29 protein-coding genes and 1 tRNA gene are annotated in these 25,751 nt (G+C 60.7%); 15 read left to right on the forward strand and 15 right to left on the reverse strand.

Going from position 1 to position 25,751, the window contains the following annotated elements; translation table 11 throughout:
• Nucleotides 1-110 precede the first annotated feature (110 nt).
• On the forward strand, nucleotides 111-704 hold the full coding sequence (locus H9L06_RS09750; protein WP_187554989.1) for a DNA modification methylase: 594 nt from the start codon (nucleotides 111-113) through the stop codon (nucleotides 702-704).
• Nucleotides 705-803: 99 nt separating this feature from the next.
• Here the strand turns inward: H9L06_RS09750 and H9L06_RS09755 are convergent, their stop codons facing one another.
• Together H9L06_RS09755 and H9L06_RS09760 are read right to left on the reverse strand one after the other, a co-directional pair.
• Nucleotides 804-1,502 (reverse strand): response regulator transcription factor, encoded by a 699-nt coding sequence (locus tag H9L06_RS09755; protein WP_187554990.1) that lies wholly within the window; start codon nucleotides 1,500-1,502, stop codon nucleotides 804-806.
• Nucleotides 1,502-2,611: a sensor histidine kinase gene (locus H9L06_RS09760; RefSeq protein WP_187554991.1), complete on the reverse strand. Its 1,110-nt coding sequence runs from the start codon at nucleotides 2,609-2,611 to the stop codon at nucleotides 1,502-1,504. The genes H9L06_RS09755 and H9L06_RS09760 overlap by 1 nt, the downstream gene beginning before the upstream one ends.
• 139 nt (nucleotides 2,612-2,750) lie before the next feature.
• Between H9L06_RS09760 and phoU the strand changes: the two genes are divergently transcribed.
• From phoU to rlmB, 3 genes are read left to right on the forward strand one after another with little or no spacing between them, the layout of a single operon-like run.
• Nucleotides 2,751-3,392 (forward strand): phosphate signaling complex protein PhoU, encoded by a 642-nt coding sequence (gene phoU / locus H9L06_RS09765; RefSeq protein ID WP_187554992.1) that lies wholly within the window; start codon nucleotides 2,751-2,753, stop codon nucleotides 3,390-3,392.
• A gap of 59 nt (nucleotides 3,393-3,451) precedes the next feature.
• Nucleotides 3,452-4,903 carry a cysteine--tRNA ligase gene (gene cysS, locus H9L06_RS09770; protein WP_187554993.1) on the forward strand — a complete coding sequence of 484 codons (1,452 nt, stop codon included), beginning with the start codon at nucleotides 3,452-3,454 and terminating at the stop codon, nucleotides 4,901-4,903.
• Nucleotides 4,900-5,913: a 23S rRNA (guanosine(2251)-2'-O)-methyltransferase RlmB gene (gene rlmB / locus H9L06_RS09775; RefSeq protein ID WP_187554994.1), complete on the forward strand. Its 1,014-nt coding sequence runs from the start codon at nucleotides 4,900-4,902 to the stop codon at nucleotides 5,911-5,913. Before cysS ends, rlmB begins: the two co-directional genes overlap by 4 nt.
• Before the next feature lie 116 nt (nucleotides 5,914-6,029).
• Here the strand turns inward: rlmB and serC are convergent, their stop codons facing one another.
• Nucleotides 6,030-7,154 (reverse strand): phosphoserine transaminase, encoded by a 1,125-nt coding sequence (gene serC, locus H9L06_RS09780; protein ID WP_187554995.1) that lies wholly within the window; start codon nucleotides 7,152-7,154, stop codon nucleotides 6,030-6,032.
• 84 nt (nucleotides 7,155-7,238) lie between these two features.
• On the opposite strand from serC, the gene H9L06_RS09785 reads away from it, so the two are divergent.
• The 6 genes from H9L06_RS09785 to H9L06_RS09810 all read left to right on the forward strand — a co-directional run bounded on the left by H9L06_RS09785 (nucleotide 7,239) and on the right by H9L06_RS09810 (nucleotide 11,898).
• On the forward strand, nucleotides 7,239-7,928 hold the full coding sequence (locus H9L06_RS09785; RefSeq protein WP_187554996.1) for an iron-dependent transcriptional repressor DtxR: 690 nt from the start codon (nucleotides 7,239-7,241) through the stop codon (nucleotides 7,926-7,928).
• A gap of 85 nt (nucleotides 7,929-8,013) precedes the next feature.
• The gene (gdhA, locus tag H9L06_RS09790) at nucleotides 8,014-9,366 is read left to right on the forward strand and encodes an NADP-specific glutamate dehydrogenase (RefSeq protein ID WP_187554997.1); all 1,353 of its coding nucleotides are present in this window, start codon (nucleotides 8,014-8,016) and stop codon (nucleotides 9,364-9,366) included.
• Nucleotides 9,367-9,477: 111 nt separating this feature from the next.
• Complete coding sequence (locus H9L06_RS09795; protein ID WP_187554998.1) at nucleotides 9,478-10,209, forward strand: NlpC/P60 family protein; 732 nt, start codon at nucleotides 9,478-9,480, stop codon at nucleotides 10,207-10,209.
• Nucleotides 10,210-10,413: 204 nt separating this feature from the next.
• Nucleotides 10,414-11,145 (forward strand): NlpC/P60 family protein, encoded by a 732-nt coding sequence (locus H9L06_RS09800; RefSeq protein WP_187554999.1) that lies wholly within the window; start codon nucleotides 10,414-10,416, stop codon nucleotides 11,143-11,145.
• A 175-nt stretch (nucleotides 11,146-11,320) separates the two neighbouring features.
• Nucleotides 11,321-11,393, forward strand: a tRNA-Arg gene (locus tag H9L06_RS09805).
• Between the two features lie 301 nt (nucleotides 11,394-11,694).
• Nucleotides 11,695-11,898 carry a cold-shock protein gene (locus H9L06_RS09810; protein ID WP_187555000.1) on the forward strand — a complete coding sequence of 68 codons (204 nt, stop codon included), beginning with the start codon at nucleotides 11,695-11,697 and terminating at the stop codon, nucleotides 11,896-11,898.
• Nucleotides 11,899-11,977: 79 nt separating this feature from the next.
• On the opposite strand, the gene H9L06_RS09815 is transcribed toward H9L06_RS09810, so the two are convergent.
• The 10 genes from H9L06_RS09815 to idi form a co-directional block, all read right to left on the reverse strand.
• Nucleotides 11,978-12,196, reverse strand: a complete 219-nt coding sequence (locus H9L06_RS09815; protein ID WP_187555001.1) for a hypothetical protein — start codon at nucleotides 12,194-12,196, stop codon at nucleotides 11,978-11,980.
• A gap of 402 nt (nucleotides 12,197-12,598) precedes the next feature.
• Nucleotides 12,599-13,078 carry a DUF3817 domain-containing protein gene (locus H9L06_RS09820; protein ID WP_187555002.1) on the reverse strand — a complete coding sequence of 160 codons (480 nt, stop codon included), beginning with the start codon at nucleotides 13,076-13,078 and terminating at the stop codon, nucleotides 12,599-12,601.
• 62 nt (nucleotides 13,079-13,140) lie between these two features.
• Complete coding sequence (locus tag H9L06_RS09825) at nucleotides 13,141-14,043, reverse strand: TIGR01777 family oxidoreductase (RefSeq protein ID WP_187555003.1); 903 nt, start codon at nucleotides 14,041-14,043, stop codon at nucleotides 13,141-13,143.
• A complete protein-coding gene (locus tag H9L06_RS09830) occupies nucleotides 14,040-14,468 on the reverse strand; it encodes a pyrimidine dimer DNA glycosylase/endonuclease V (protein WP_187555004.1) in 429 nt (142 codons plus the stop codon). The genes H9L06_RS09825 and H9L06_RS09830 overlap by 4 nt, the downstream gene beginning before the upstream one ends.
• The gene (locus tag H9L06_RS09835) at nucleotides 14,465-15,652 is read right to left on the reverse strand and encodes a prenyltransferase (protein WP_187555005.1); all 1,188 of its coding nucleotides are present in this window, start codon (nucleotides 15,650-15,652) and stop codon (nucleotides 14,465-14,467) included. Before H9L06_RS09835 ends, H9L06_RS09830 begins: the two co-directional genes overlap by 4 nt.
• The gene (locus tag H9L06_RS09840; RefSeq protein ID WP_187555006.1) at nucleotides 15,649-15,972 is read right to left on the reverse strand and encodes a lycopene cyclase domain-containing protein; all 324 of its coding nucleotides are present in this window, start codon (nucleotides 15,970-15,972) and stop codon (nucleotides 15,649-15,651) included. Before H9L06_RS09840 ends, H9L06_RS09835 begins: the two co-directional genes overlap by 4 nt.
• Nucleotides 15,972-17,594 carry a phytoene desaturase family protein gene (gene crtI / locus H9L06_RS09845; protein ID WP_187555007.1) on the reverse strand — a complete coding sequence of 541 codons (1,623 nt, stop codon included), beginning with the start codon at nucleotides 17,592-17,594 and terminating at the stop codon, nucleotides 15,972-15,974. Before crtI ends, H9L06_RS09840 begins: the two co-directional genes overlap by 1 nt.
• Complete coding sequence (locus tag H9L06_RS09850) at nucleotides 17,591-18,520, reverse strand: phytoene/squalene synthase family protein (protein WP_187555008.1); 930 nt, start codon at nucleotides 18,518-18,520, stop codon at nucleotides 17,591-17,593. The genes crtI and H9L06_RS09850 overlap by 4 nt, the downstream gene beginning before the upstream one ends.
• Nucleotides 18,517-19,614, reverse strand: a complete 1,098-nt coding sequence (locus tag H9L06_RS09855; RefSeq protein ID WP_187555009.1) for a polyprenyl synthetase family protein — start codon at nucleotides 19,612-19,614, stop codon at nucleotides 18,517-18,519. The genes H9L06_RS09850 and H9L06_RS09855 overlap by 4 nt, the downstream gene beginning before the upstream one ends.
• Nucleotides 19,611-20,204 (reverse strand): isopentenyl-diphosphate Delta-isomerase, encoded by a 594-nt coding sequence (idi, locus tag H9L06_RS09860; protein ID WP_187555010.1) that lies wholly within the window; start codon nucleotides 20,202-20,204, stop codon nucleotides 19,611-19,613. The genes H9L06_RS09855 and idi overlap by 4 nt, the downstream gene beginning before the upstream one ends.
• 91 nt (nucleotides 20,205-20,295) lie before the next feature.
• On the opposite strand from idi, the gene H9L06_RS09865 reads away from it, so the two are divergent.
• Nucleotides 20,296-20,871, forward strand: a complete 576-nt coding sequence (locus H9L06_RS09865) for a MarR family winged helix-turn-helix transcriptional regulator (RefSeq protein ID WP_187555011.1) — start codon at nucleotides 20,296-20,298, stop codon at nucleotides 20,869-20,871.
• A 6-nt stretch (nucleotides 20,872-20,877) separates the two neighbouring features.
• Here the strand turns inward: H9L06_RS09865 and H9L06_RS09870 are convergent, their stop codons facing one another.
• On the reverse strand, nucleotides 20,878-21,411 hold the full coding sequence (locus H9L06_RS09870) for a hypothetical protein (RefSeq protein WP_187555012.1): 534 nt from the start codon (nucleotides 21,409-21,411) through the stop codon (nucleotides 20,878-20,880).
• A 46-nt stretch (nucleotides 21,412-21,457) separates the two neighbouring features.
• Nucleotides 21,458-21,898 carry an OsmC family peroxiredoxin gene (locus H9L06_RS09875; RefSeq protein WP_187555013.1) on the reverse strand — a complete coding sequence of 147 codons (441 nt, stop codon included), beginning with the start codon at nucleotides 21,896-21,898 and terminating at the stop codon, nucleotides 21,458-21,460.
• A gap of 136 nt (nucleotides 21,899-22,034) precedes the next feature.
• On the opposite strand from H9L06_RS09875, the gene H9L06_RS09880 reads away from it, so the two are divergent.
• The 4 genes from H9L06_RS09880 (at nucleotide 22,035) to H9L06_RS09895 (ending at nucleotide 25,713) form a co-directional block, all read left to right on the forward strand.
• Nucleotides 22,035-23,615, forward strand: coding sequence for an EamA family transporter (locus H9L06_RS09880; protein ID WP_187555014.1), 1,581 nt, complete (start codon nucleotides 22,035-22,037; stop codon nucleotides 23,613-23,615).
• Nucleotides 23,612-23,800, forward strand: a complete 189-nt coding sequence (locus H9L06_RS09885; protein WP_187555015.1) for an HPP family protein — start codon at nucleotides 23,612-23,614, stop codon at nucleotides 23,798-23,800. Before H9L06_RS09880 ends, H9L06_RS09885 begins: the two co-directional genes overlap by 4 nt.
• Before the next feature lie 117 nt (nucleotides 23,801-23,917).
• The gene (locus H9L06_RS09890; RefSeq protein WP_187555016.1) at nucleotides 23,918-25,339 is read left to right on the forward strand and encodes an NAD(P)/FAD-dependent oxidoreductase; all 1,422 of its coding nucleotides are present in this window, start codon (nucleotides 23,918-23,920) and stop codon (nucleotides 25,337-25,339) included.
• Nucleotides 25,336-25,713, forward strand: coding sequence for a cupin domain-containing protein (locus tag H9L06_RS09895; protein ID WP_187555017.1), 378 nt, complete (start codon nucleotides 25,336-25,338; stop codon nucleotides 25,711-25,713). Before H9L06_RS09890 ends, H9L06_RS09895 begins: the two co-directional genes overlap by 4 nt.
• The last annotated feature ends 38 nt before the right edge of the window (nucleotides 25,714-25,751 follow it).

The following is a 25,751-nucleotide window of genomic DNA, read 5'->3' on the forward strand; positions in this document are numbered from 1 at the left end:
AGGTAAGGGTGACCTAAGTCGCAAGCGGTTCGCTCATCGCGATAGTATGGGCGCAGGTCTGTGCGTTTATAGCGCGCAAAACACAGCAACTACATGGCTCGGAGGCCCTCTTGAAGAATCGGATCGCCGCTTCAATCGCACTGGCAGCTGGGCTCGCGCTAGGCGCGAGCGGCTGCAGCCTCATTGCGCACAACGGCACAAACGTGCAGTACGCGCCAAGCGACGGTGTCGAGATCTCGGCCGAGGGTGTTGCGCTTCGGAACATCATTCTTGTGGCCGATCAGTCGGGCGAGAACTTCAACGTTGTGTTCACCGCGGTGAACAACACTGAAGCCCCCGCGAGCGTATCGATCACGTTCGAGACCGACAGTGAGTCGTCACTCGTTGAATTTGTGGCACCTGTTGGCACCACTTCGTTCGGCAATCTCGAAGAGGGCCAAGAAGTGCTGGTAGCGACACTCTCGAACCTCCAGGCGGGTCAGACCGTTGAGGCGTTCTTCACCATCAACGGCGAGGGCGACCTGCACGAGTACGTGCCAGTGCTCGACGGCACGCTCGTTGAGTACCAGCAGTACGTGCTCGACCAGAGCATGTTCGAGGTTGAGGCTGTGGAAGACGTTGAGCTCGAGACCGAAGCTGATGCAGAGGCCGAGGCCGGTGCCGAGGCTGAGGCAGACGCAGAAGCGACCACCGAGACCGAGTAACACTCGATCCGCATCGAATTCCCGAGAAGCACTTCACCTGAACGGTGGGGTGCTTCTCAGGTTTTAAGGCAGACGGCTCAGGGCTTACGGCTGGCGAGGCTACCCGAAGCGGTAGCCCACACCGCGCACGGTCGAGATGAGCTTCGGCTTTGCAGGCTCTTCTTCGATGCGTGAGCGCACTCGCTTCACGTGCACGTCGAGCGTCTTGGTGTCGCCGTAGTAGTCGCTGCCCCACACGCGGTCGATCAGCTGGCCGCGTGTGAGCACGCGGCCGCTGTGGCGCATGAGCAGCTCAAGAAGTTCAAATTCACGCAGCGGCATCGTGATCTCGGTTCCGCGCACGGTCACTGAGTGGCGTTCGGTGTCGAGGCGGATCCCGTGCTCTTCGAGCGCCGCATCGGCCTCGTCCTCGACGCCCTCACCCTCGCCTGACGCGGCCCCACGACGGAGTGCAGCGCGCACGCGAGCGAGCAGTTCCCGTGTCGAGTAGGGCTTCGTCACGTAGTCGTCTGCGCCGAGCTCAAGCCCAACAACGATGTCGATCTCGCTATCCTTCGCCGTGAGCATGATGATCGGCACCTGCGACTGCTGGCGAATCTCCCTGCACACCTCGGTTCCGGGAAGCCCCGGGAGCATGAGGTCGAGCAGCACGAGGTCTGCGCCTCCCGAGAAGAAGGCGCGTACCGCTTCCGATCCATCATCGACAACGGTGACCCGGTACCCCTCGCGCTCGAGAAGGTACGCGAGTGGCTTAGAGATCGACTCTTCGTCTTCGACCAGGAGGATGTGTGCTGCCACTACTCGTGTCCTTTCGTTTCGGTGAGTTGCTTGAGGGCTTTGCGAGCGCGCTTGACGCTTTTCTCGCGTCGCTTTTTCGGTGCGTCTCCGAGTGGAAACGTGAGGGTGAAACGCGCACCTTTGCCGACCTCGGAACGGAGCGTGATGTCGCCCCCATGTGCGCGCAGCGAGTGGCGGGCGATGCTCAGTCCGAGGCCCGTGCCGCCGTCGGTGCGACTGCGGGCGGTGTCGACGCGGTAGAAACGCTCGAAGATGCGCTCTTGGTGCTCGGGGGCGATGCCCTCGCCGTTATCCCTGATCGAGACCGCAAAATTGCGTTTGCGATGAGACATGCGCACCTTCACGGTGCCGCCTTCGGGGGAGTGGCGGATCGCGTTGCTCAGCACGTTCGCGAGTGCACTCGCCAGCGCACTGGCTCGCCCGTGAATTGAAGCCTTGCGCTTCGGATCAGACTCATCGATGAGCACGAGGTTTACGCCGTGCTGCGCGGCAAAGCCCTCGTGCGCCTCAACTTCTTCGCGCACGAGGGTTCGCAGCTGAACCTTCTCGAGCGACTCTGGCCGCAGCTGTGACTGAGCTTCTGAGAGTTGAATGATGTCTTGCGACAGGTTCGCGAGTCGCTTCGACTCTTTGATGAGGCTCGAAGCGAAATCGCGCACGAGTTGCGGGTTGTCGGCGGCTTCGCGAACCGCTTCCGAGAGCAGCCCGATCGCGGCGATCGGGGTTTTGAGCTCGTGCGACACATTCGCGATGAAGTCGCGGCGCATCGCATTCAGTCGCTGCTCCTCGCCAAGGTCTTGCGCGAGCAGCACGATCAGGTCTGGCTCGATGCGCATCAGGTGCGTGCGCACGGTGTCTCGCGGGTCGTCGGGGTGTGGATCACGACTCGACGGCACCCCCGTTTCGAGCACGCGCTGCGCCCGATTCATGAACATGGGCGACTGCAGCATCGATCCACTGATTGTCTCGCTGCGCCTCGCCGCGGCGTTCGCAAAGACGGGCGTCAGCGTCGAATCGAAGATGACCGCGAAGGTGTCGATGCCTTCGAGAATCGTGGTTGCGATCTCGGGAAGGCCGTGGCGCTTCGGCAACTCAGCGAGCGGGAGCATGTCTTCATCGTAAACGTGAGGGGACCGTTCGCGCACCGCACGGTGAAGAGTTCAGGCATTGTTTACCTGATAGAGACTGTGGGTTCATGAAATCGAGAGAAGGTAGATACGCACGGTTGTCGGCCAATGAAAGGACCCCATGCGCCAGGTATTTCAGCAGTCGCTGAGTGAATTACAGGAGCGACTCGTTGGTATCGCCGAGCTCGTAGAGACCTCGATTACCGAAGCCACGCAGGCGTTTGCGACGTCTGACGCTGAGCTCGCAGAGAGCGTCATCGAGCGCACCGAAGAGGTCGAGGCGCTCGCGCTCGAGCTCGATGAACTCGCGATCAACATTCTGCTTCGCGAGTCGCCAGTCGCTTCCGACCTGCGGCTCGTCGTGAGCTCGCTGCGCATGAGTTCCTCGCTCGAGCGCATGGCGGATCTCGCCCAGCACATCGCACAGCTCGCCCGTTACCGGTACCCCGAGAGCGCGATCCCGCAGGGTCTTCGTAAGATCTTCTCGAAGATGGGTGCGATCGATGTCGAGATGGCAAGTGCCGTTGTGACTCTCTTGCGCGAGCAGGAGCCCGAGACGGTCAACGTGATCCGCGACCTCGACGACGGACTCGATAAGCGCCATGCAAAGGTGTTCGAAAAGGTGCTCAGCGACAAGCTCTCGGCTAACCCGCTTGGGGTCGTCGACGCGACGCTCGCGAGCCGGTACCACGAGCGTTTTGGCGATCACGCGGTAAGTGTCGCGAAGCAGATGCAGTACTTCTTCTCGGGCGAGCTCGCCTAGCGCGCGCCCACACGAACTTTTCGCACGAAACCGGCCTGCGCGAACGCTAGGCTTATAGCGTGACGCAACGCATTTACGACTCGCGCGAGCAGGCAGTTGTCGACTTCACCCCGCGGCAAGCGGGCAAGGTTGGCATGTATGTCTGTGGACCGACCGTGCAGTCGTCGCCCCACATCGGGCACCTGCGCAGCGCGCTCGTGTACGACCAGATGCGCCGCTGGCTGACAGCCACTGGGCATGACGTCACGCTGATCCGCAATGTCACTGACATCGACGACAAGATTCTCGACAATGCTCGCGCGGCCCAGCAACAGGGTGGCGCCGAAGAGTGGTGGGCGCTTGCCTACCGGGTGGAGCGCGAGTTCACGGCGGTGTATGACGCGCTCGGCATATTGGCGCCGACGTACGAGCCGCGCGCCACGGCGAACATTCGCGAGATGATCGACCTCATTGAACGACTCATTGAGCGCGGTCACGCGTACCAGGCAGACGACGGCTCGGCGAGTGTCTACTTCGACACGGCAACGTGGGCCGATTATGGCGAACTGACCCGCCAGAAGCGTGACCAGATGGAAGACGCGGCGGACTCGGAGCCGGTTGGTAAACGAGACCCGCGCGACTTTGCTCTCTGGAAGGCGTACCGCGATCACGAGCCAGCGACGGCCTCGTGGGACTCGCCGTGGGGGCGCGGTCGGCCCGGCTGGCACATTGAGTGCTCGGCAATGGCTGCCCGGTACCTCGGTGAGTCGTTCGACATTCACGGAGGCGGGCTCGACCTTCGTTTTCCGCACCACGAGAACGAGATGGCGCAGTCGAAGGCTGCGGGCCAAGAGTTTGCGAAGCACTGGATTCACAATGGCCTCGTGAACATTGGCAGTCAGAAGATGTCGAAGTCGCTCGGCAACTCTCTGTTCGCGGCTGAGCTGCTGCAGCAGACGAGGCCGATCGTGATGCGCTACTTCTTGGGATCTGCGCACTACCGGTCGGTGCTCGATTTCTCAGAGACGTCACTGGCTGAGGCCGCAGCGGCCTTTGAGCGCATTGAGGGCTTTCTTGCGCGAGCAGAGAGCAGCTTGTCGGGTGTGGATCTCGCACCGCTTAGCGGGTCAGCCACGGTCGGCGACCTTCCTGCCGAGTTCACTGCGGCGATGCTCGACGACTTCGGCATTCCACAGGCGCTCGCGGCTCTGCACGGCGCGGTGCGCGCGGGCAATACGGCGCTCGACGCCGGAGAGACTGAGGCGGCGGCACGGTGCGCGGCCGAGGTCGTTGCGATGCTCGATGTGCTCGGTCTCGACCCTCGCGATGCAGCTTGGGCTGATCGATCCGCCACTGGCGATGCCGCGGCCACTACTGCGCTCGACGCCCTGGTGAACGCGCTCATCGAGCAGCGGGCACAGGCTCGCGCCGACAAAGATTTCGCGACAAGCGACCAGATCCGCGACCGCCTCTCGGCCGCAGGAATCACCCTAGAAGACAGTTCAAACGGAACCCGCTGGAGCCTCACATGAGCAACAAGAAGGGGCGCCCAGGCGCCGTACGCAAAAAGGGACTCGGCAAGGCCGTAGGGTCTGGAGGCCAGGGAAGGCAGGCGCTCGAAGGGCGCGGCCCCACCCCGCGGGCTGAAGATCGCGATTACCACCCCGCGGCGAAGAAGAAAGCCGCGCGCGATCGCTACGAAGCAGCGAAGGCACGCCACGCCGGTGCAGGTCGCGGTGGCGCCCCGGCCGGCAATCGCAGCGGATCGGGCCGCAAGGCCGACGAATCCGAGCTCGTAACGGGCCGCAACGCAGTGCTCGAGGCGCTCCGCACCAAGATTCCCGCGACTACGCTCTATGTCGCTGCGCGCATTGAGATGGATGATCGCATGCGCGAGATTCTGCGCCTCGCGACGAATCGCGGCGTCGCCGTGCTCGAGGTCATGCGTCAAGAACTCGATCGCATGACCGAGCGCGACACCGTGCACCAGGGGGTCGTACTCAAGGTGCCGCCGATGGAGTACTCGCACCCGATGGACGTGCTCGAAGAAGTGCTCGAACGCGGTGAGGTGCCGCTGCTCGTTGCACTCGATGGAGTGACCGACCCGCGCAACCTCGGGGCGATTATTCGCTCGGTCGCCGCCTTTGGTGGGCAGGGTGTGATTATTCCTCAGCGCCGATCCGCTGGTTTGAATTCGGCGGCGTGGAAGACGTCTGCCGGGGCTGCCGCGCGCATCCCCGTTGCGCGCGCTTCAAACCTTACTCAGACCATTAAGGAACTCAAGAAGCAGGGGCTCTTTGTCGTGGGTCTCGATGGTGAAGGAGACGTCAGCTTGCCAGGGCTCGATCTTGCAGGGCGGCCGCTCGTTGTCGTCGTTGGAAGCGAGGGCAAGGGCCTGTCGCGACTGGTGACCGAGACCTGCGATGCGATCGTTTCGATTCCGATTTCGGCCGCGACCGAGTCGCTCAATGCCGGTATCGCCGCGAGCGTCGCCCTCTACGAGGTCTCGAAGCTGCGCGCTGAGCAGGCCGAGGCCCAGTAGCCCCGGCCTCCAGTTTCGCCGCTCTCAAATCGGCGCAGAGAAGTCAGCCTTTTCATCGCAGAATTGCTGATTTCCCTGCGCCGATTTTGCTAGGCGTGGCAGGGAGGAGGCGTCGCCTACAGGCGCTCGAGCACGTAGTCGATTGCGCCGGTGAGGGTTCGCACGTCTTCGGGATCGATCGCGGTGAATGTCGCGATGCGCAGCTGGTTGCGCCCGAGTTTGCGGTACGGCTCGGTGTCGACAATGCCGTTCGCGCGGAGCGCCTTCGAGATTGCTGACGCATCGATCGAGTCGTCAAAGTCAATGGTGACGACGACCTGCGAGCGGTGTGCGGGGTCGCTTACGAACGGTGTCGCAACCTCGCAAGCTTCGGCCCAGTCGTAGAGCACCCCGGAAGACTCGGCGGTGCGCTCAGAAGCCCAGGTCAGGCCACCATTGCTGTTGATCCACCGAACCTGCTCGTCCATGAGCGCGAGCGTCGCTAGTGCCGGTGTGTTGAGCGTCTGATTGAGGCGCGAGTTCGTGAGTGCGCCACCGAGGTTCAGTGTCTCGGGAATGTAGCGGTCGCCGTTCGTGACGCGCTCGATGCGTTCGATAGCGGCGGGTGAAACGAGGGCAAACCAGAGGCCGCCATCTGAGGCGAAGTTCTTCTGCGGGGAGAAGTAGTACACGTCAGTTGCTGATGCGTCGAAGTCGATACCGCCAGCGGCGCTCGTTGCGTCGACAACGGTGAGTGCGCCGGCATCGACGTTCTCACCAGCCGCGCGCACAACATTGGTCATGACGCCGGTCGAGGTTTCGTTGTGTGGGTAGGCGTACACGTCGACGCCCGAGCGCGGCTCCAACTCAGAGCGTGAGCCCGGCTCTGCCTCGACGATGACCGGCTCCTCAAGGAACGGTGCCGCCGCAGCTGCCTTGCCGAACTTGGCGCCGAACTCACCAAAGGTGAGGTGCTGGCTGCGGCGCTCGATGAGCGAGTGCACCGCCGAATCCCAGAACGTGGTCGCGCCACCGTTCGCCAAGAGAATCTCGTATCCCTCAGGTGCACGGAACAGTTCAGCGAGGCCTTCGCGCACGCTTCCCACAAGATTCTTCACCGGGGCCTGACGGTGTGAAGTGCCGAGAATCTCGGGCTGAATGCTGCTCAGAAACGTGAGTTGTTCGTCTCGAATTTTCGATGGGCCGCAGCCAAATCGTCCGTCGGTGGGCAGCAAATTGGTGGGGATCTCGATCTCGGCCATTCTCACAGTCTAAATTACTCGGGAGGCACCTTGCCGCACAGTGCCGTAAGCTGGCGGGTAGACACCAATGCTGTTGGGAGACATTTGACGGACCTGATCGATACCACCGAGATGTACCTTCGCACGATCCTCGAACTCGAGGAGGAGGGCATCGTGCCGTTGCGCGCGCGCATTTCTGAGCGTCTCGGCCACTCCGGTCCCACGGTCTCACAGACCATTGCCCGCATGGAACGCCTCGGGCTAGTGGTGGTTTCGAACGATCGTCACCTCGAGTTCACCGAAGAGGGGCGAACGCTCGCCACTCGCGTGATGCGCAAGCACCGGCTCGCAGAACGTCTCCTCGCCGACGTTATCGGCCTCGAGTGGGAGTACGTGCACGAAGAAGCGTGCCGCTGGGAGCACGTGATGAGCGAGCAGGTAGAGCGCAAGCTCCTGAGCATCCTTGATCGCCCCACTGTGTCGCCGTATGGAAATCCAATTCCTGGCCTCGAAGAACTCGGCGGCGCACCGATGCTCCCGCTCGATCCGCACGAACTCAGCATGAGTGAGTGGATCGCGGGCACGTCTGGAACATCGAAGGCGTCGATCCGCAGACTTGCCGAACCCGCCCAATTTGACCCCGAACTACTTTCTCAGTTCGCGGCCGCGGGCGTAGTGCCCGGAAACAGAGCTTCTTTCACCCGTATCGACGATTTCGTGCGGATCGAGGTGGAGGGACAACGTGAGGCTATCGACATACCCGTGGAGATGGCCGCGCACATTTTTGTCTCGTAGATGAGACAGCGCCCGCCTGGGCGTCCGCAATCGCTACGTTTGGCGAGCCCATTTCAATGGAGCTGATAACCCGAGGAGACCCCCTGTGTCACTTCCCACCCCTGAGGCGCACCTGAGTGCAGTACTCGAGACTGTAGAGCGTAGAAGTCAGGCAGAGCCTGAGTTTCAGCAGGCCGTTCGCGAAGTGCTTGAAACACTGGAGCCCGTGCTCGAAGAGCACCCCGAATACATTGAGGGTGGCATTCTCGAGCGGCTCGTGGAGCCGGAGCGACAGATCCTCTTCCGTGTGCCCTGGGTCGACGACAGCGGCAAGGTGCAGGTGAATCGCGGCTACCGTGTGCAGTTCAACTCCGCGCTCGGTCCGTTCAAGGGCGGTCTGCGATTCCACCCAAGCGTCAACCTTTCGGTCGTGAAGTTTCTCGGGTTCGAGCAGATCTTTAAGAACGCGCTCACATCTCAGCGAATCGGCGGCGGCAAGGGCGGCTCCGACTTCAATCCTGCCGGAAAGAGCGATGCTGAGGTCATGCGGTTCTGCCAGGCGTTTATGTCTGAGCTCGTGCACTACATCGGTGAGCACACTGACGTGCCTGCTGGCGATATTGGCGTGGGCTCGCGCGAGATCGGCTACCTCTTCGGTCAGTACCGTCGCATGACGAACCGCTATGAGGCGGGCGTACTCACTGGCAAGGGTAAGGGTTGGGGTGGTGCCGAGGTGCGCACCGAGGCCACCGGCTACGGTGCGGTCTTCTTCGCTGAGGAGATGCTGCAGCGCGTTGGCGAGAGCGTTGCCGGTCGACGAGCAGCGATCTCGGGGTCTGGCAACGTTGCTATCTACGCGATCGAGAAGGTGCAGCAGCTCGGTGGTCGCGCGGTGACCGCGTCTGATTCGGGCGGTTACATTGTCGACGAGGGCGGCATTGATGTTGAGTTGCTCAAGCAGATCAAAGAGGTCGAGCGCGGGCGCATCTCTGAATATGCGGATCGCAAGCCTGGCTCGCACTTCGTCGCAAACGGCTCGGTTTGGGACGTGCGCGCTGAAATCGCGATTCCCTGCGCAACCCAGAACGAACTCGGCGCTGACGGGGCCCGTAGCCTGCTCAAGAACGGAGTGCGTGCCGTCACCGAGGGTGCGAACATGCCGACGACCCCCGAAGCCGTCGAACTGTTCCAAGAAGCGGGTGTGCTCTTCGCGCCGGGCAAGGCAGCAAACGCCGGTGGCGTTGCGACCTCTGCGCTCGAAATGAGCCAGAACGCGGCCCGCTCGCGCTGGGACTTCGATAAGAGCGAGAACCGCCTGCACGAGATCATGCGCGACGTGCACGACATGACCTTTGCTGCTTCAGAGCGATACGGAAAACCGGGAGATTATGTGCTCGGTGCGAACTCCGCCGGGTTCGTGACGGTGGCCCAGGCGATGCTCGAACAGGGAATTATCTGAGTCTTGAGACCTGAATGTGACATTCGGGCAGCACTCAACTAGTCTTGTGAAGGTTTCGCTTCAAACGGTCAAGGGAACCGCCCGAAGCAACAACGTGAGGTATTAGATTCAGTGGTTCAGCACCCAAACACCGAGGTCGTAGCTGCGGCCAATCAGGCAGCACCAACAGCCCCAACTTCGGTGAAGGTAAAGAAGATCGCCAAGGTCACCGGCGCGGCAGTATTCACATTCGCAATGTTCGGTACGCTCGCGCTGCCTGCATACGCGATGAACTCGTCTGACGCACCTGCAGAGATCGTTCAGAGTGCACCAGCACAGTCGATCAAGGTCACAGCTGGGCCCGCACTCGTCGCAATCGATGATGTGCCGCTCGAGGTTGCGACCAGCGCAATTGAGCAGGAGCGACTCGAGCGCGAGATCGCTGAAGCAGAGGCTCAGGCAGAAGCGCGTGAGGAGGCGGCTGCCGCTGCAGTTGAGGTTCCTGCAGGTGAGGGTGCAGGCGGGCTCGTGTCTGCAGCGCTCGCTCAGGTTGGCGTCGCCCAAGATTGCACTGACCTCGCACAGAACTCGCTCGCTGCCATCGGTCTCACTGAGCGCCGTGACCAGGGTGGGTACGACCACGGTGTGAGCGACTTCTTCCGATACGGCGAGTCGACCGCGTATGTGCACGGTACGACCGCTCTCGCTCCGGGCGACTTGCTCATGTGGCCGGGCGCACCTCACGTTGCTGTCTACATTGGTAACGGCCAGGCTGTGCACGGCGGATGGACCGGCGGTACCACCGTGGTTGCGGGTCTGAGCATTTACGCTGGGCTTCCGACACACGTTGTTCGCATGAGCTAAGAGACATCGATGAAAGGCGCGGCCCCCGGGCTGCGCCTTTCTTTTTGCGGTGGATCCGCCTTGCGATCTCAGGCCTCACCGAATGAAATGCACTGATTGTAATAAGAACGTGACAATTTCGTGACATTCGGTTAGTCTTGACGAGTCTTCGCTTCAAACGGCCTAAAGGTGCCGCCCGAAGCAAAAATGTGAGGTAGATATTCAGTGATTCCAAACCCAAGTACCGAGATCGTAGCGGCGACCACTCCAGCAGCAGCTCCAACCTCGGCGAAGGCCAAGAAGATCGCAAAAATCGCCGGCGCAGCCGCGTTCACGTTCGCAATGTTTGGAACGCTCGCGTTACCGGCATACGCACTGAACCCGGCGACGAACGTCGAAGCTGAGATTGTGCAGGCATCTACTGCACAGACAATCAAGGTCTCGGCCGGTCCGGCACTTACGCCTATCGACGACATCCCTCTCGAGGTCGACACCAGCATCGTTGAGCAGGAGCAGCGCGAGCGCGCAATTGCTGAGGCAGAGGCAGCCGCAGAAGCTGCTGCTGAGCAGCAGCAGGCAGCAACAAAGGCCGAGCCGGTCGCTGCAGTTGATGTACCCGCAGGTCAGGGCGCGAGTGGCATTGTGAACGCCGCACTCGCACAACTTGGTGTCGCTCAGGATTGCACCGCTCTCGTAGAGAAGTCACTCCGTGCGGTTGGTCACTCGGTCGGTGACCTCGCACCAGCACAGTTCACTGCGTACGGCCCGAGCGTTGGCTACTCTCACGGCAGCACCGTTCTCGCACCTGGTGACATTCTCATCTGGGGCAACGCTCACGTCGCTATCTATGTCGGTGGCGGCAAGGTTGTTCACGGTGGATGGGACGGGTTCACCACAGTGGTTGCCGGTCTGAGCACCTACCACGGCCTCCCCACAACTGTGGTTCGCATGAGCTAATCAATTTTTAAACGAAGGGCGCAGCTTGTGAGCTGCGCCCTTCGTCGTTTACGCGGGCGACTCCGCTCCTGACCTCATTGCACTGCGCGTCTGCGAACAAGATCCTGCACCGAGGCTTTCAGACAGCGCCGCCGCTCTGCGCTAGACTCTCAGAGGCCCCTCTCGAGGCGGTCGCGCCTCAGTAGCTCAGTGGATAGAGCACTTCTCTCCTAAAGAAGGTGTCGTAGGTTCGATTCCTATCTGGGGCACAAGAATAAGGCAGCAGTTGAAGTGCTCAGGAACCACGTGTAGCCATATGCTGCAATACTTGCTCCGCAAGGTGTAGTATGAATTACGAGGGGCACAGGAAGTTGCGTTTCTGCCGAGCAATCTCGGACCGACTTAAAGCTCAGATATTACGTTGAGCAGTATTTGAATCAATGTCCCTCGCGCGCCAACCGGCTGATGTGAGCGGTTTGCGTACCAACGAGATCGCATCGACTCTTCCAAGCAGTACTGCTTGGAAACATGTTCAGATCATTCGTGATCGCAACTTTAAGGAATAACGTTATGGCTACAGGCACCGTTAAATGGTTCAACGCCGACAAGGGCTTCGGCTTCATCTCACCAGATGATGGTTCCGCAGATCTGTTCGCACACTTCAGTGCGATCAACAGCGGCGGCTTCCGCAGCCTCGAGGAGAACCAGAAAGTCTCTTTTGACGCAGAGCGAGGCCCGAAGGGCATGCAGGCTGCAAACATTCTTGTGCTCTAGTTTCTAGCAGCGGTAAAGCGGGGAGGCCAGAATTCTGGCTCCCCGCTTTTCTTGTTTGCTAAGGACTCGATTTTTCGTATCAGCTCTGATCGGCTGTCACCGCGCCAATTTCTTCGAATGCGGCCTCACTTGTCTCGAACGGGCCTGCATTGAGGCCATCCGGGCGAGTCCAGTTTGCCTGCGGAAAAATACGCCAGAGACTATCCTCTCCGCATTCGACAGTCGCGAGTTTCGCTTCGTCCCGCCCGACGATGTCGAACTGGGTATCGGAAATGGCTTTGTATCTCAGTAGCTCCATGTCGCAAGAGTAACCAGCCATGGTTGAGTCGACAACCTCCTTGAGCCTCGCGCATTGCTCAGATATAGACCTGACCTCGCGAATCCAGCTTCTCGTTCGAAACAGAGAATTTCGGTATGAATAGCGGGAATACTGGCAACAAACCTGGCGTTGAGTCACTTACTCGAATCAACCTTGGGCGTTCTGAAAGGAGGACATCATGAATGACGGCACTTGGACACCGGGATACGCTGACACGGTGTCTAACGGTCAGGATTGGCTCGACAGCCTGGTGACTGTCGGCGAGCCGCCCTGTTAAGCAATTAGAACTTTGTGCCCGCTACGCGCGTCGCGGCGGGTACAAATCTGTTAACACAGGTCGATCGGCGCATCTCCGCGGAAACGGAGAAATGGGTCAGGTGATTAACCACGTGGCACGGGTGGGCCGAGCCATAGCAGGGTGACGAAAACGGCCGAGACGAGCAGCACCACGAGCACAATCGAGAGCACTAGGTTTCGTAGAATCCACGCCTGCACGTGCTCGAAGAAACCACTCGGCTCCTCACCACCAGCGGCGAGACGCCATCCACCGGCCAGCAACCCTTTGCGATCCACCACGATTTCAAACGGCACCGTGGCAAAAGGAACAACTGCGAGCACCAAGCCGGTGAAGCCGAGACCGAAGCTCCACTTCTGATTCACCCACACGAACAGAGTGGTCGCTGCGTAGCACAGAAACACGAACCCGTGGATGCCGCCCGCGATCGGCACGAGGTTCGCGACATCGAAGGCGCGAAGCAGTAGCGCAGTGATGAGACCGGCCCAGGTGAACATCTCAGCGATCGCGAAGATGCGGAAGAGCGCTCGAGGGCTCAGAGTTTTGGATTGCGTGTTCACAGACATCACAGAAGATCCTCTCACTCGCACCTGAGCCGATCATGACTGGCAGTCGCAGTCGGAGCTGTTCAGCTGGAATCAGTAACCGCTGCGCGCACGGCGGCTTCGGCGGTGGTATGCGTGAAGGTGAAACCGTTCGCCTCGAGAGCACCGGGGCGCACGTCAGCGTCGACAGTGAGCAAGGATTCGGTTGCCGCCGTTCCGAGCACCACTTTGAGTCCCCATTGTGGTGCGGGGAGCCAGAACGGGCGACGCAGCTCCCGCGCAAGCGACCGGCCGATGTCGTTCGCGGTTGCCGGTATCGGCCCGCACAGATTGACCGGGCCCGTCAGCCCCTCGTCGATGACGTGCAGTAGCGCGCGCACCTCATCCTCGAGTGAGATCCACGGCCAAATCTGCGAGCCGCGACCGAGCGGGCCGCCAAGACCGAACGACGTCAAGGTGATCATAGGGCGCAGCACTCCGCGACGGTGGATCACTGGCGCGGTGCGCACGAGTGCCACGCGAGTGACGGTCTCTGCCTCGCGTGCAGCACCCTCCCAGGCCTCGCAGAGCTTCGCTAAGAACGTGTTACCTACACCAGCGGTTTCTGTGAGCACTTCGCCGGGGGCATTGCCGTAGTACCCGACCGCAGAACCTGACACGAGCATCGGTGCCGCTGATCCGAGCTCGCGAAGCGCGTCGACCATCGTTTGTGTTGAGTCGATACGTGAGTTCAACAGTTTCTCTCGATATGACTTTGTCCAGGGCATTCGACCCACGCTCGCGCCATTCAATAACACCACAGCGTCAGCTCCCTCGAGTGCTCGAGGCGACAACCGCCCCGCAGCGGGATCCCACTCGACCTCGCCAGAGTGGCGACCGGGCCGTCGCACGAGCGTCGTGACTCGGTCACCTCGCGCGGTGGCTGCGCGAACCAGACCCTGCCCGATGAGGCCAGAGGCACCCGCTATGACAATGTGACGGCTCATGTTCGCTCCCAGCTCTCGATGACCCCAGGTATGAGTGTAAAGAGCGGGTGCGTCGTTGGGGTGGATCGGTGCCACCGTTCTGCGTCTCCGGGGCTTCGGCGCGCGAGCTTCTCTCCGAGGTGCGCCCATTCGTACGCAAGTTGTCCTTCAGTCACGGTAAGTTGCCCCGACTCGCGATCCGCGGCGAGAACCTTGCTCTCATCAAAGCGATATCCACGTCGCTCGGCCTCGCGGTGCAGCTCGGTGAGATAGCTGCCAATCGCCGCGAGCGGATCACTAGCGGCGCGAAACCGAATGAGCTGAGGATGATGTTGGTATCCCTTGGTGCGCCCTGCGAGTACAGCTTGGGCGAGGAGCGCTTCCCTCCATCCCGCGACGAGCCCCGCACGATCGAGGTGAAGCGGATGCAGCGACCAGAGCCTCATAGCCGGTTCCATTCGAGAATGAGCAGCATGGTGACGAGAAAACCAGAGAAGTAGTTGAGCACGATGAAGCGGCGCCAGGCTCGATTGGTGGATCCAGATCCTTCATCCGTGACGCGCCAATATGGGGCGCAGTTCAACAGGTATGGAATTGCGATGATAGCCGCGAGTGGTCCGGGCCACTGCGTAAATAGCATGAGGGTTCCGGCCGCCAGCCATAAGACGAGTGACAGGCGAACGGTTGCGCGGGCGCCGATAGCCGTAGCAATGGAGTGGATCCCCGCCTCTCGGTCGGGCACGATGTCTTGAACCGCTCCGAATGCGTGTGCCGCCATGCCCCAAAGAAAGAAGGCGGCGAGAAGCGACACGAGACTCGAGTCGAACTGTGCGCCTGCGAGGAGCAGGCCGACAACGGCGGGGCTGACGAAGTGGGTGCTTGATGTCACTGAATCGAGGAACGGGCGTTCCTTGAATCGCAGCACTGGTGCTGAGTACGCAACGACGGCGAAGGCGCTCACGGCGAGTGCGATCCAGGCCCCTGGACCACCGGCCAAGCCGAGCAGCACTAAGAGCGGAATGTTTGTGAGCGCGGCGATCCATAATGTCGGCCTATGTAGGCGCGGCGATAAGAGAGCGCCTTCAATACCACCCTTGCGTGGGTTCGCGAGATCAGACGCATAATCAAAGACATCGTTGATGCCGTACATCGCGAAGTTGTAAGGGATAAGGAAGTAGAGGAAGCCGAGCAGCAGCACCCAGTCGATCTCGCGCGTCACGAGCAAGTACGCTGCCCCAAACGGAAACGCAGTGTTGATCCAACTGACTGGCCGCGACGACAAAACGAGTTGAGTGAAGTCGCGACGACGTTTGTCACCACCTCGCTCGAAGGCCGCCCAGAGCGCTGGAAGTAGTAAAGCCCCCGCTAAGGGATACGAGAAATCCTCGATAGGCGCGAGGCCGATGCTCACACCCACCAGGTGTTCAGGCGCATAATGAAAGAGGTCTGCCGCGATCATCAGGCTGTCGAAGACAGCAGTGAGCGCCACGAGAACGAGGATTGTCACCACGATCGCGATTGCGTAGCGACGCGTGACTGGTCGATTGCGCATGCGCGCATACACGCTCAGCACGAGGCACCCGACGAGAGCAGCCGCCAGTCCGATAAGCGCGAGCGTTCCATAATTCATGAGGTATGGCGCCTCTCGAGAATCTTCGTCGAGCCGGTAAACACCACCATCGTGCACAGCACGAGGAAGACGAGAAAGACCGGTTCTTCGAGGGGGAGCTCTGGTGCCAGTACGATGCCTGACGCAATGACCGCGTCGCCGCGGAGAAACACGCCAGCAGCAATTCCTGCGATATCCCAGATCAGGAAGAGGGCGGTGCCGAGTGCAGTGATGAGTGCGGCGACTGCCGGATCATGCCAAAAGAACAACTGAAATCGCCGATCAAGTAACAGCATGCAACCGATGCCGGCGAGCAGACTCAGCAAGTACAAAAATCCCATCAGAGCGAGACCCCGACGCGGTCTGGAACCGGCAGAGGACCCGGACTGTGATCTCCTCTGATTCGCTTCAACACGAGCTCAGCGCTGATAAGGCACATCGGCACCCCGACCCCTGGCGCGGTCGTTGCGCCAGCGTAGTAGAGGCCAGCGACCTTCTTCGATGCGTTTTGCGGCCTGAACATCGCGCTCTGGCTGAGAATGTGCGCGGGACCAAGCATGCCACCACGCCATGAGTAATAATCCTGTTCAAAATCTTTGGGGCCGAGAGACTCCCGCACCACGACTCTCTCGTGAAGATCAGAAATTCCAGCCCACTCAGCGATCTGGTCGATCGCCGAGTCGACGGCGCGCTCGACGAGGGGCGACGATCCACCGTGTACCGTTCCTCCGCCAATCTCGGGGTCAGCCGGCACCGGGATGAGCACAAAGAGATTCTCGTGATCCTCGGGTGCCACTGAAGAATCTGTGGCGCTCGGTTTGCACACATAGATCGATGCCGGATCGGGGATGCGGGTCTTCTTGCCAAAGATCGCATCGAAGTTCGCCGCCCAATCCTTTGTGAAGAATAGCGAGTGATGCGGCAACTGGGGAAGTTTCCCTTGAACCCCGAGCAGAGCGATCACGGCTCCTGGACCGCTGGTTCGGCGCCGCCACCAGCGTTCGGGGAAACTCTGGTCCTGTTGAGAGAGTAGGCGGGTTTCAGTGTGGTGTAGGTCGGCCCCTGAAACGATGATGTCTGCGGGTTCGTACCGCTCAGTCGGGCGCTCATCGCCCGTAGAAATGCTCCAGGTGACTCCCTCGACCTTGCGTTGTTTGCTCCCGCGCCGAAGTGGGGTGTTTCTACCGGTGTGGATCCTCACCACCTCTGCGTTAGTAATTATGCGTGCGCCAGCGGAGCGAGCGAGCGCCTCAAGACGCTCCACGAGGAACCAAAACCCTCCCATGGGGTACCGCACACCTTCGTCGAGGTCGAGAGCGCTCATGAGGTGATACATCGCCGGCGCATCGGCGGGGTTGGTGCCCAGGAACACCGCCGGGTACCCGAGTACTTGTCGCAGCACTGGATCGGCGAACTTGCGTGCCGCATGGGACTCGAGCGAATTCGCGAGAAGTCGTACGAGCTCAGGCACACCGCTCAGCACCTCAGGCTTCAGCAGAGATTGAAGTCTCGTAAACGGATTGTAGAGAAAGTATCGTTCTGCAAGCTCGGTTGTGCGGGAGGCCGAAGCGAGGTAATCGTGTAGTTCTGCGGCACTACCTGGCTCGACGGATTCAAATGTTTGAAGAACGCGGGACTTACCGAGCGGGATCGTCAGTGGATCACGACGCTGCCCGTTCGGGGTGGGCTCGCTAAAGACCCGATACCCGGGCTCGATGAATTGCAGGTCGAGCTGCTCTTCGGCTGAGGTGCCCAGCAAATTAAAGAAGTGTTCGAAAACGCGAGGCATGAGGTACCACGAGGGCCCGGTGTCGAAGCGAAAGCCGTCTTGTTCGAACGTTCCTGCCCGACCACCGACCCGGCTGTTCTTTTCAAGTACGGTGACCTCATGCCCCTCTCGGGCGAGAAGCGCCGCGGTTGCAAGGCCCGCGATGCCGGCGCCAATGATTACGGTATGGGTCATCGCTTGCCCTCCATGAGCGTGGCCAGAACTGCGGACGAGGCGAGAGCCGCCTTAACCGGGTCAGGCACTCGGACGCGTGAGCTGTATAGTTCCTCGACAGGAGTGCGAGCGAGCCGATCGGTGAGGTGGCTAAAGAGAGACAGTGCACTCCGTACCGCAGCGCGAGCGTCTGAGGGGAGCAACGGAATCGACGCTTCGGCTTCTGAAAGCTGTGAGCGGATCTCGCCCACCCAGAAGCGCAGGTCTGCATCGGTGAGCGCCCCATCGCAACCGAGGTAGCTGCGGCCGAGCCGGTCGATATCATCGCCGAGATCGCGAAGAAAGTTGATGTTCTGGAACGCGGCACCCAGCTGCTGTGCACCGCGCTCTAGTTGCTCGCGCTCGGTCTCGGTGAGCACTGAATCTCGAGTAAAAACGCGAAGGCACATGAGACCAACGACTTCTGCTGACCCGTGGACATAGTCGGCGTGCGCGCGACGGTCGAAAACTATGCGACCGTCAGCGTGAGACTCGGAGGGCGATTCGGACGCGAGGTCGGCGCGCATTGACGCGAAGAAAGGTTCGGTGAGAGTGCGGTCAATGCGTGACGCGCGGGCCGTCTGCGCAAAAGCGTGAATGACGAGGTCGGTGCTGTAACCAGTGCGGATTGCTTGATGCGTGTCGTTTTCGTAGCGCTCGAGCACCTCAAATTGCTCATCGGCAGAGAGCCCTGCCTCTCGAGCCACCCCATCGACAATCTCATCTGCCACTCGAACCAGCGCGTAGATGTTTCGGATGTGGTTTCGGTGTCGTTTACCGAGCAGTTGCGTCGCAATGCCAAACGATGTGGAGTATGCGCCGATCACGTTTTCGCTCACAGCCTCAGCTGTGCGTGAAAATCGAGCGAGCGACGACGAGTGCTCGCTGCCCCTCTGGTTCTTGCTCATGATTTGCGACCTTCGAATCGTGCGGCAAGATCAAGCAACACATCTCGGACTCTAGTGGGAATGCTCGCAGTTTCATTCACCACCGCGAGCGACTCGTAAAAGGCACCCAGTTGTTCCTGAATCAGCCCGAGCACAAAATCCTCTGCGCCACACTCGCGCAAGAGATCGCGCAAGTGTTCAGCACGTTCAAACGAGAGTTGTGGATCGGCGAAATCGGGCTCGATACTTGGCCACGAATTGCTCATGCGTGCGAACGATATTATCGCCGTCTGTTTGCCTTCGCGAAGATCTGAGTACGCATCTTTGCCGTGAGCCGCCGCGTCTCCGAATGTCGAAAGAAGATCGTCTTGCAACTGATACGCAAGGCCGAGATGTGCCCCGGCTGTGCTGAGTCGACGCTCGAGCTCTTGCGATCCACCAGAAAGAATCACTGCGGCTCGGAGGGGCAGCTCGAAGCTGTAACAAGCGGTTTTACGGCCTGTCATTTGCAACACAGTGCTGAGGTCAGACCTAATCACCCCATCGCTGAGTCCCACATCGACAAATTCACCCGCTGTGGTTTCGAAAATCGTATGTTCGAGAAGGTCGAGCAGACGTTCCTTGAGTGAGCCCGAGACGTTCGCACGCGCAAAGAGCTGATGGGTCGCCGAAAGCAGGAGATCGCCCGCGAGAATTGCGCCCGACTTCGCCCAGTGCTGCGCTGCGTCAGAGTGTGTCTCGTCGAAGGAAGATGTCGCGAGTTCGCCGATGAGGTTCGGACGCCCCCTCCGAACGAGGTCACCGTCGATCACATCGTCGTGGAGGAGGAACGCAAAATGCAGGACCTCGATAGCTGCCGCAATCCGAACCGCTTCTGACCGGTTCGATGCCGAAGGTTCGTTCGAACCGAGTGCCTCAAACATCTCGAGCATGAGCAGTGGTCGTATGAGCTTGCCCCCCTGTGCGTGGTCGGCAGCGAGATCCCAGAGGCCCAAAAACTCAGGGCCGTACGCCTCAGCGGTGCGCCTCGAACGCGCAAAAATGTCCTCAAGTTCTTGCGTGACCTCTAAGCGGAGCCGCGCGTGCTCGGAGCGAGTTTTGAGGAGATTCGTCATGTGCGACCTACGCTTCCAGGGCCGAAGGAAGGAGTGGTTTCGACCGCGCGTGCTATAGCGAGCGCCGGAAGTTGCAACACCATCCACGGGCTAAATGCGAACGGCGTGAGCACCGCGGCTTTGGCGAGGGCAGCCGGTGCGATCCACTGCCACTCACTTACCTCGCCTGGGTGAGGGGCGAGAGTTCCAGAAATCGTTGCTTCGTACACCGGGCAAATCTCGTTCTCGACAATTCCGCTCGCGTCGGTCGCGTGGTACTTAAAATCAGGATCTACGATACGCAGATTGTTGATCGTCGTCCCCAGTTCCTGCCGAGCGCGTCGCTCCACCGCATCTTCAGTTGATTCGCCCGGCTGAGGGTGCCCACAGAAACTATTCGTCCACACGCCAGGCCATGTGCGCTTTGAGAGCGCCCGCCTGGTGACTAGCACGTTGCCATCTTCATTGAATAGGTAGCACGAGAATGCAAGGTGGAGGGGAGTGGAATCAGTGTGAACCGAAGCCTTTTCTTCGGAGCCGATGGGGTTCCCAGACTCATCGACCAACACGACTCGCTCGACCGTGTCCGGTTCCTTGAGTAGTTGACCCATGTCGCACCTCCTCACTTTGTTAGCCAGACATATTGCTAGCCTATCTAATAACATTCCGGGTTGAAAACACAAGCTGCGATATTATGTGAGTATGTCGACACCCGAGGAACACGCTCCCTCGCTTTCGTCTACCCTCTATGACGTCGAGAAGAACGATCCAGACTCGTTACTCATCGACCGATCACAAGTCTCGCCGCAGGATTTGTCGGAGATTAGTGGTGTCATGGCAGCTCTGGGGCGGTTGCGTGAGGCCGAGCAAAAACTCACCGAAGCATCTCAGCGATATATGAAGCTCGGCAGGTCAGACATGAGGGCGCTGCACTTTTTGATCGTCGCGTTTCACTCAAAGACAGTGGTGACTCCGAGCGCCATCGCCGCCCACCTCGGTATCTCAAGCGCTTCGACCACAAAACTTCTTGATCGACTCGAAGCGGGCGGTCACATTGAGCGTGCGCCGCACCCGAACGACCGCAGGGCGCTCGCGATAACCGTCACCGATGAAACACGTGAAGCTGCGATGCAGACCGTGGGTAGGCTGCAGGCGAAACGTTTCCATGCGGCTGCCCGCCTGAATTCACAAGAACGAGCTTCTGTTGTTCGCTTTCTCGATGACATGACCGAGCAGATTCGTATACGAAACGAAGCGTGGACGCAGGAGTCTGAGTAATTTCGCTCATGCTTCGAGCCGACCCGCGATGAGATCGATGCGCTCGTTCAGGTAGTCAGCGAGCGTCGGGGCGCCCTCGAGAGATGCGCCCGCGCGCCAGCGAACCCGAATCGTGTCACCCACAACACCGAGCGGATGCTCTGGGCCGAGCTCACGCAGCGCCGCGTTATCGAGCGGAATCGGCACGGCGTTGTAGTGCACCGCTTGACCCTCGGGATACCCGCCAGCGAGTGCCGCGGCCGCAATGTCGCGGCGTTCCTCACGAGAGATTGACTGGTTGCCTGGGTGGAGGCGTTTCGCAGCGCGGGTGGCGGGGCCAGCCACAAGCAGTGGCGGATCGCTGTGCCGATCCACACGCAAAAGTAACGTGCCGAGACGCCACACCTCACCGAGAGGCCGCATGGTGGCAGCACGCTGAATGAGGAACTTGCGACGTGAGGGCACATATTCAGCAAGTGCCTCAGGTTCGATGCCGAGAGCTTTCAAGCGCGATGCCGTGTCGTTGGCCGCTCGCAGAAGTGAATCGGCCAACGCAGTCATGGTCTCAGTGTATTGCGGCCAGCCCTTGGCCGCGCTCTGACGGTTGCTAGACGAGTTGCGCGTCGACCGTAATGTTGGCGCCGGCGAACAAGCGCGAGACCGGGCAGAGCGCGGCTGCTTCGTCGACGATGGCCGAGAATTTGTCTCCATCGATCCCATCGATCTTTGCGCGCACCGTGATCTTCGAGGTAGTGATCGTCGGCTTGCCGTCGGCCTCCTCAAAGACGACCTCCGAGCTGATCTCGAGACGCTGCGGGGGAGCGTCGTGCGAGCCGAGCGTGAGCGCGAGCGCCATCGAGAAGCATGACGAGTGCGCGGCCGCGAGCAGTTCCTCGGGGCTGGTCTTGCCCTCTGGAGCGACCGTTCTCGAGCCCCAAGTCACCTGCTGCCCATCGAGCGCACCGCTGCTTGAGTCGCCGAACGTGCCGGTTCCGGCTTCGAGCGTTCCATCCCAGGTGGTTGTTACTGTACGTGTTGCGATGGCCATCGTGTACTCCTTTAATTTTCACCGGATCTCTTGTGGTTAATTACCCTACTCTTCACGAGAAGCAAAAGACAGGCTTTGCGATCCACCCGACTCGTTGCGTGCTCGTGACTCGCCGCTCTAGCTCTAAGCTAAGCGGGTGACCGATCTCCCTTCCCGCCGCTCCGCGACGATCCGCGCAATGCTGCTCGTGCTCGCAGGCTCCGCGGGTATGCAAATCGGCGCAGCGGTATCTCTCACACTCTTCGATGACCTTGGGCCCGCGGGCACGAGCGGGCTGCGTCTTCTCATCGCGGGGCTGCTCATGGTCGCCCTGTTTCGCCCGAGACTTCGTGGGCGCTCGCGCGCAGAGTGGATCGGCATACTCCTCTACGGCGCCGCCATGGCAGCGATGAACCTTCTGCTGTACCAGGCGCTCGAGCGACTTCCACTCGGTGTAGCCACGACGCTCGACTTTCTCGGCCCGTGCGTGGTCGCGTTTCTCTCATCGCGCCGCCTGCGCGAAGGGCTGCTCGCAATCGCGGCCTTCACTGGCGTTGCGCTCATGGCTGGCTTCGGCGGGCCATTTGACCCGATCGGTCTCGTGTGGGGCGTGCTCGCGGGAGCGAGTTTTGCGGGGTACACGCTGCTCGCGCCGCGCATCGGAAAGTCAGGCGGCGGTATGCAAAGCGTCGCGCTCGCGCTCGTAGTCGCCGCAGTCGTCACGCTGCCGTTCTCTGCGCCGCTCCTCACGAGCGCCAGCCTCCCGCAGTGGGGTCTTCTCGCGCTATCGGCGGTTGTGGGCACGGCGATTCCGTTCGTGGTCGACACCATCGCGGGTAAGTTGACCTCTGCGAGGGTACTCGGTGTGTTCTTCGCATTCGATCCAGTGCTCGGAACACTCGTGGGTGCGCTGTTCCTCGGTCAAGTGCTCACGCCAATCGCGTTGCTCGGTATCGCACTCGTGGTGTGTGCGGGCGCGGGAATTGTGTGGTTGGCTGGCAAGCATCAGGAAATAAAGGAGCCGCCCATGGAGCCCGCATCAGAGTCGCTTGAGATCGAACGGAAGTATGAAGTTCCTGCCGACGCGGAGGTTCCGGGGTCCGATGTGTTCGAGACAGGTGGACTCAGCGCCGGCCGCTCCGTCACGCACGAGCTTCACGCGCGGTACTTCGATACTGCTGACGGCGTGCTCGCCCGCAATCGATTCGCGCTGCGCATGCGCACCGGTGGATCGGACGCGGGGTGGCACCTCAAAGAGAAGGGTGAGCACGGTACGCGCGAGCTGCACTGGCCGATCAGCGCCGAGCTGCCCGCGGCGCTTGCTCACGAATTGAGTGAGCGCCTCAGCGTCGACGCAGCAGACATCGCCCCGCTCGCCGAACTTCGCACAGAGCGTCGCGTGATGCGACTCTCAGATCGCAACGGCGCAGAGGTCGTCGAACTCGCCGACGATCGCGTGCTCGCGACCGACCTGCGCGGTGGCGTACCGGTGAGGCGAGCATGGCGCGAGTGGGAGGCGGAACTCATGCCGGGGGCGGGTCCGGAGTGGCTCGAAGTCGTTGAGCGCATACTTGCCGCAGCTGGTGCAACGCTTTCGCCGAGCTCGGCAAAGATTGCGCGAGCGACCGGCAGCCTCATCGCTCTCGCACAGTCTCGAGGCGCATCTGAAGCGGAAATCGAGCAGTTGCAGGAGATGGACAGGCTCGACCAAGAAGCTGCACGTAGGCTGGTGCTATGAGTAAGCCAGGCAAGAGTGACGGCCCATCGCCTCAGGCTCGACGCAAGCAGATCATCGTTGGCCTCGTGATGGGCGCAGTGATTGGGATCATCATCAGTGCGCTTACTCAGTTCTGGCTGTGGCTGCCTGCGGGCCTCGCGCTCGGTCTCGCGACCGGCGCGATCATGAAGCCGCCCGCGGAATAGCTCAGAGTGTCGGTTTCGCTAGTCGGAACGGCCTGTTGCCACGAAAATCGTGGCTGTTTAGAATGAGTGCAACAATTTCAGTGAAAAAGCGGGAATCAACGGAGACCTCGGATCAGCATGGAACAGACAGTATTTGAAACGCATCGACCAGCCGCACGCATCGTCGATGAGTCGCTCGCAGAGACGAAGCTCGGCGTCTACTGGACCGACGATGTCGCTGACAGCGCGCCCACTTACCCAGAACTTGACGGCGATCAGCAGGTCGACGATGCCATAGTTGGTGGGGGATACGCGGGTCTCTGGACCGCGATCAAGCTGAAGACCGAGCACCCCGAGCGTCGCGTCATGCTGCTCGAGTCTGTGCGCATTGGGTGGGCGGCCTCGAGCCGAAACGGTGGGTTCTGCGAGGCAAGCATTACGCACGGTGAACCAAACGCAGAGACGCGTTGGCCAGACGAGACGGGCGTGCTGCGCAGGCTCGGGCACGAGAACCTCGACGCGATGGAACGGTTCATCACTGAGAACAATCTTGATGCAGAATTTGAGCGCACTGGGGTGCTCAGCGTTGCGAATAACCCGCATCAGGTTGATTGGATTGAGGAGAGCAACGACCCCGATGTGACCGCTCTCAACGAGGAAGAGGTGCGCCAGCGCATCAATTCCCCGACCTTCCTCGCGGGCGAGTTTGCCTCGCGTGAGAACGCGCTCCTGCACCCCGCGAAGCTCGCCGTCGAGCTCGCAAAGCACGCTGCGTCGATCGGCGTTGAGATTCACGAGGGTACCCCGGTGGATCGACTTGATGGTGCGATCGATGCGCCGATCCGCCTTGAGACGAGCCGTGGCACCGTGACCGCAAATCGAGTTGCGCTCTGCACGAATGTGTTCCCGTCGCTACTTAAGCGGTACCGTTTTCACACGGTTCCGGTGTACGACTACGTGCTCATGACTGAGCCGTTGACCGATGAGCAACTCGCGTCGATTGGGTGGGAGGGGCGCGAGGGCCTCGCCGACATGGCGAACCAGTTCCACTACTCGCGGCTCACGAAAGACAACCGAATTCTTTGGGGTGGCTACGATGCCGTCTACCATTCGGGCGGCCGTATCAAGCGTGAGTATGAGGATCGCATGGAGAGCCACCGTAAGCTCGCGAGCCACTTCTTTACGACCTTCCCGCAGCTCGCGGGGCTGAAGTTCACGCACCGCTGGGCCGGTGTCATCGATACCTCGACCAGGTTCTGTGCATTCTTCGGCAAGGCCTACGGCGGGCGCGTGCAGTACGTTTCAGGCTTCACGGGTCTTGGGGTCGGGGCTACGCACTTTGCGGCAGACGTTATTGTGGATCGGCTCGAGGGCCGCGTCACCGAACGTACCGAGCTTGAAATGGTGCGTGAGGTTCCGCTTCCGTTCCCACCAGAGCCAGCGGCGTCGATCGGTATCAACCTCACTCGGTGGGCTCTCGATCGAGCTGACCACAATCGAGGCAAGCGAAACGTGTTGCTCAAGACGCTTGATGCGCTCGGGCTTGGGTTCGACTCATGAGTGAGTTGCTGCCCGAGGGAGCGAACTTGAGCGTTTCGGGTCTCGAGGCTGACGTTGAACTCGAAGCCGTAGACGCGGCAGACACCATTTCGGGTTCACCAGAGCAGGGTGTTGCCGAACTCGGATCAATTGGTGGAACCGCCTTGGGCATCTGGGAGCTGCGTGGTGGCACCGTCACCGACACCGAGGTCGACGAATTGTTCGTTGTGCTCTCGGGAGGGGCAACGATCGAATTTCTCGACGAAACCCGAGCCGACGGCTCGCCGAGAATGGTCGAGGTGAAGGCTGGCGATGTCATGCGACTCGTCGCGGGCAGCCGCACGCGCTGGAGCGTCGAAGACCATATTCGTAAGGTCTACATCGCCGAAGCATAGGTTCGGGGGTCGCTCCCGGTGGTGCGTAGGTTTCGCGC

Source organism: Leucobacter denitrificans, assembly GCF_014396385.1.
Taxonomy (GTDB): domain Bacteria; phylum Actinomycetota; class Actinomycetes; order Actinomycetales; family Microbacteriaceae; genus Leucobacter; species Leucobacter denitrificans.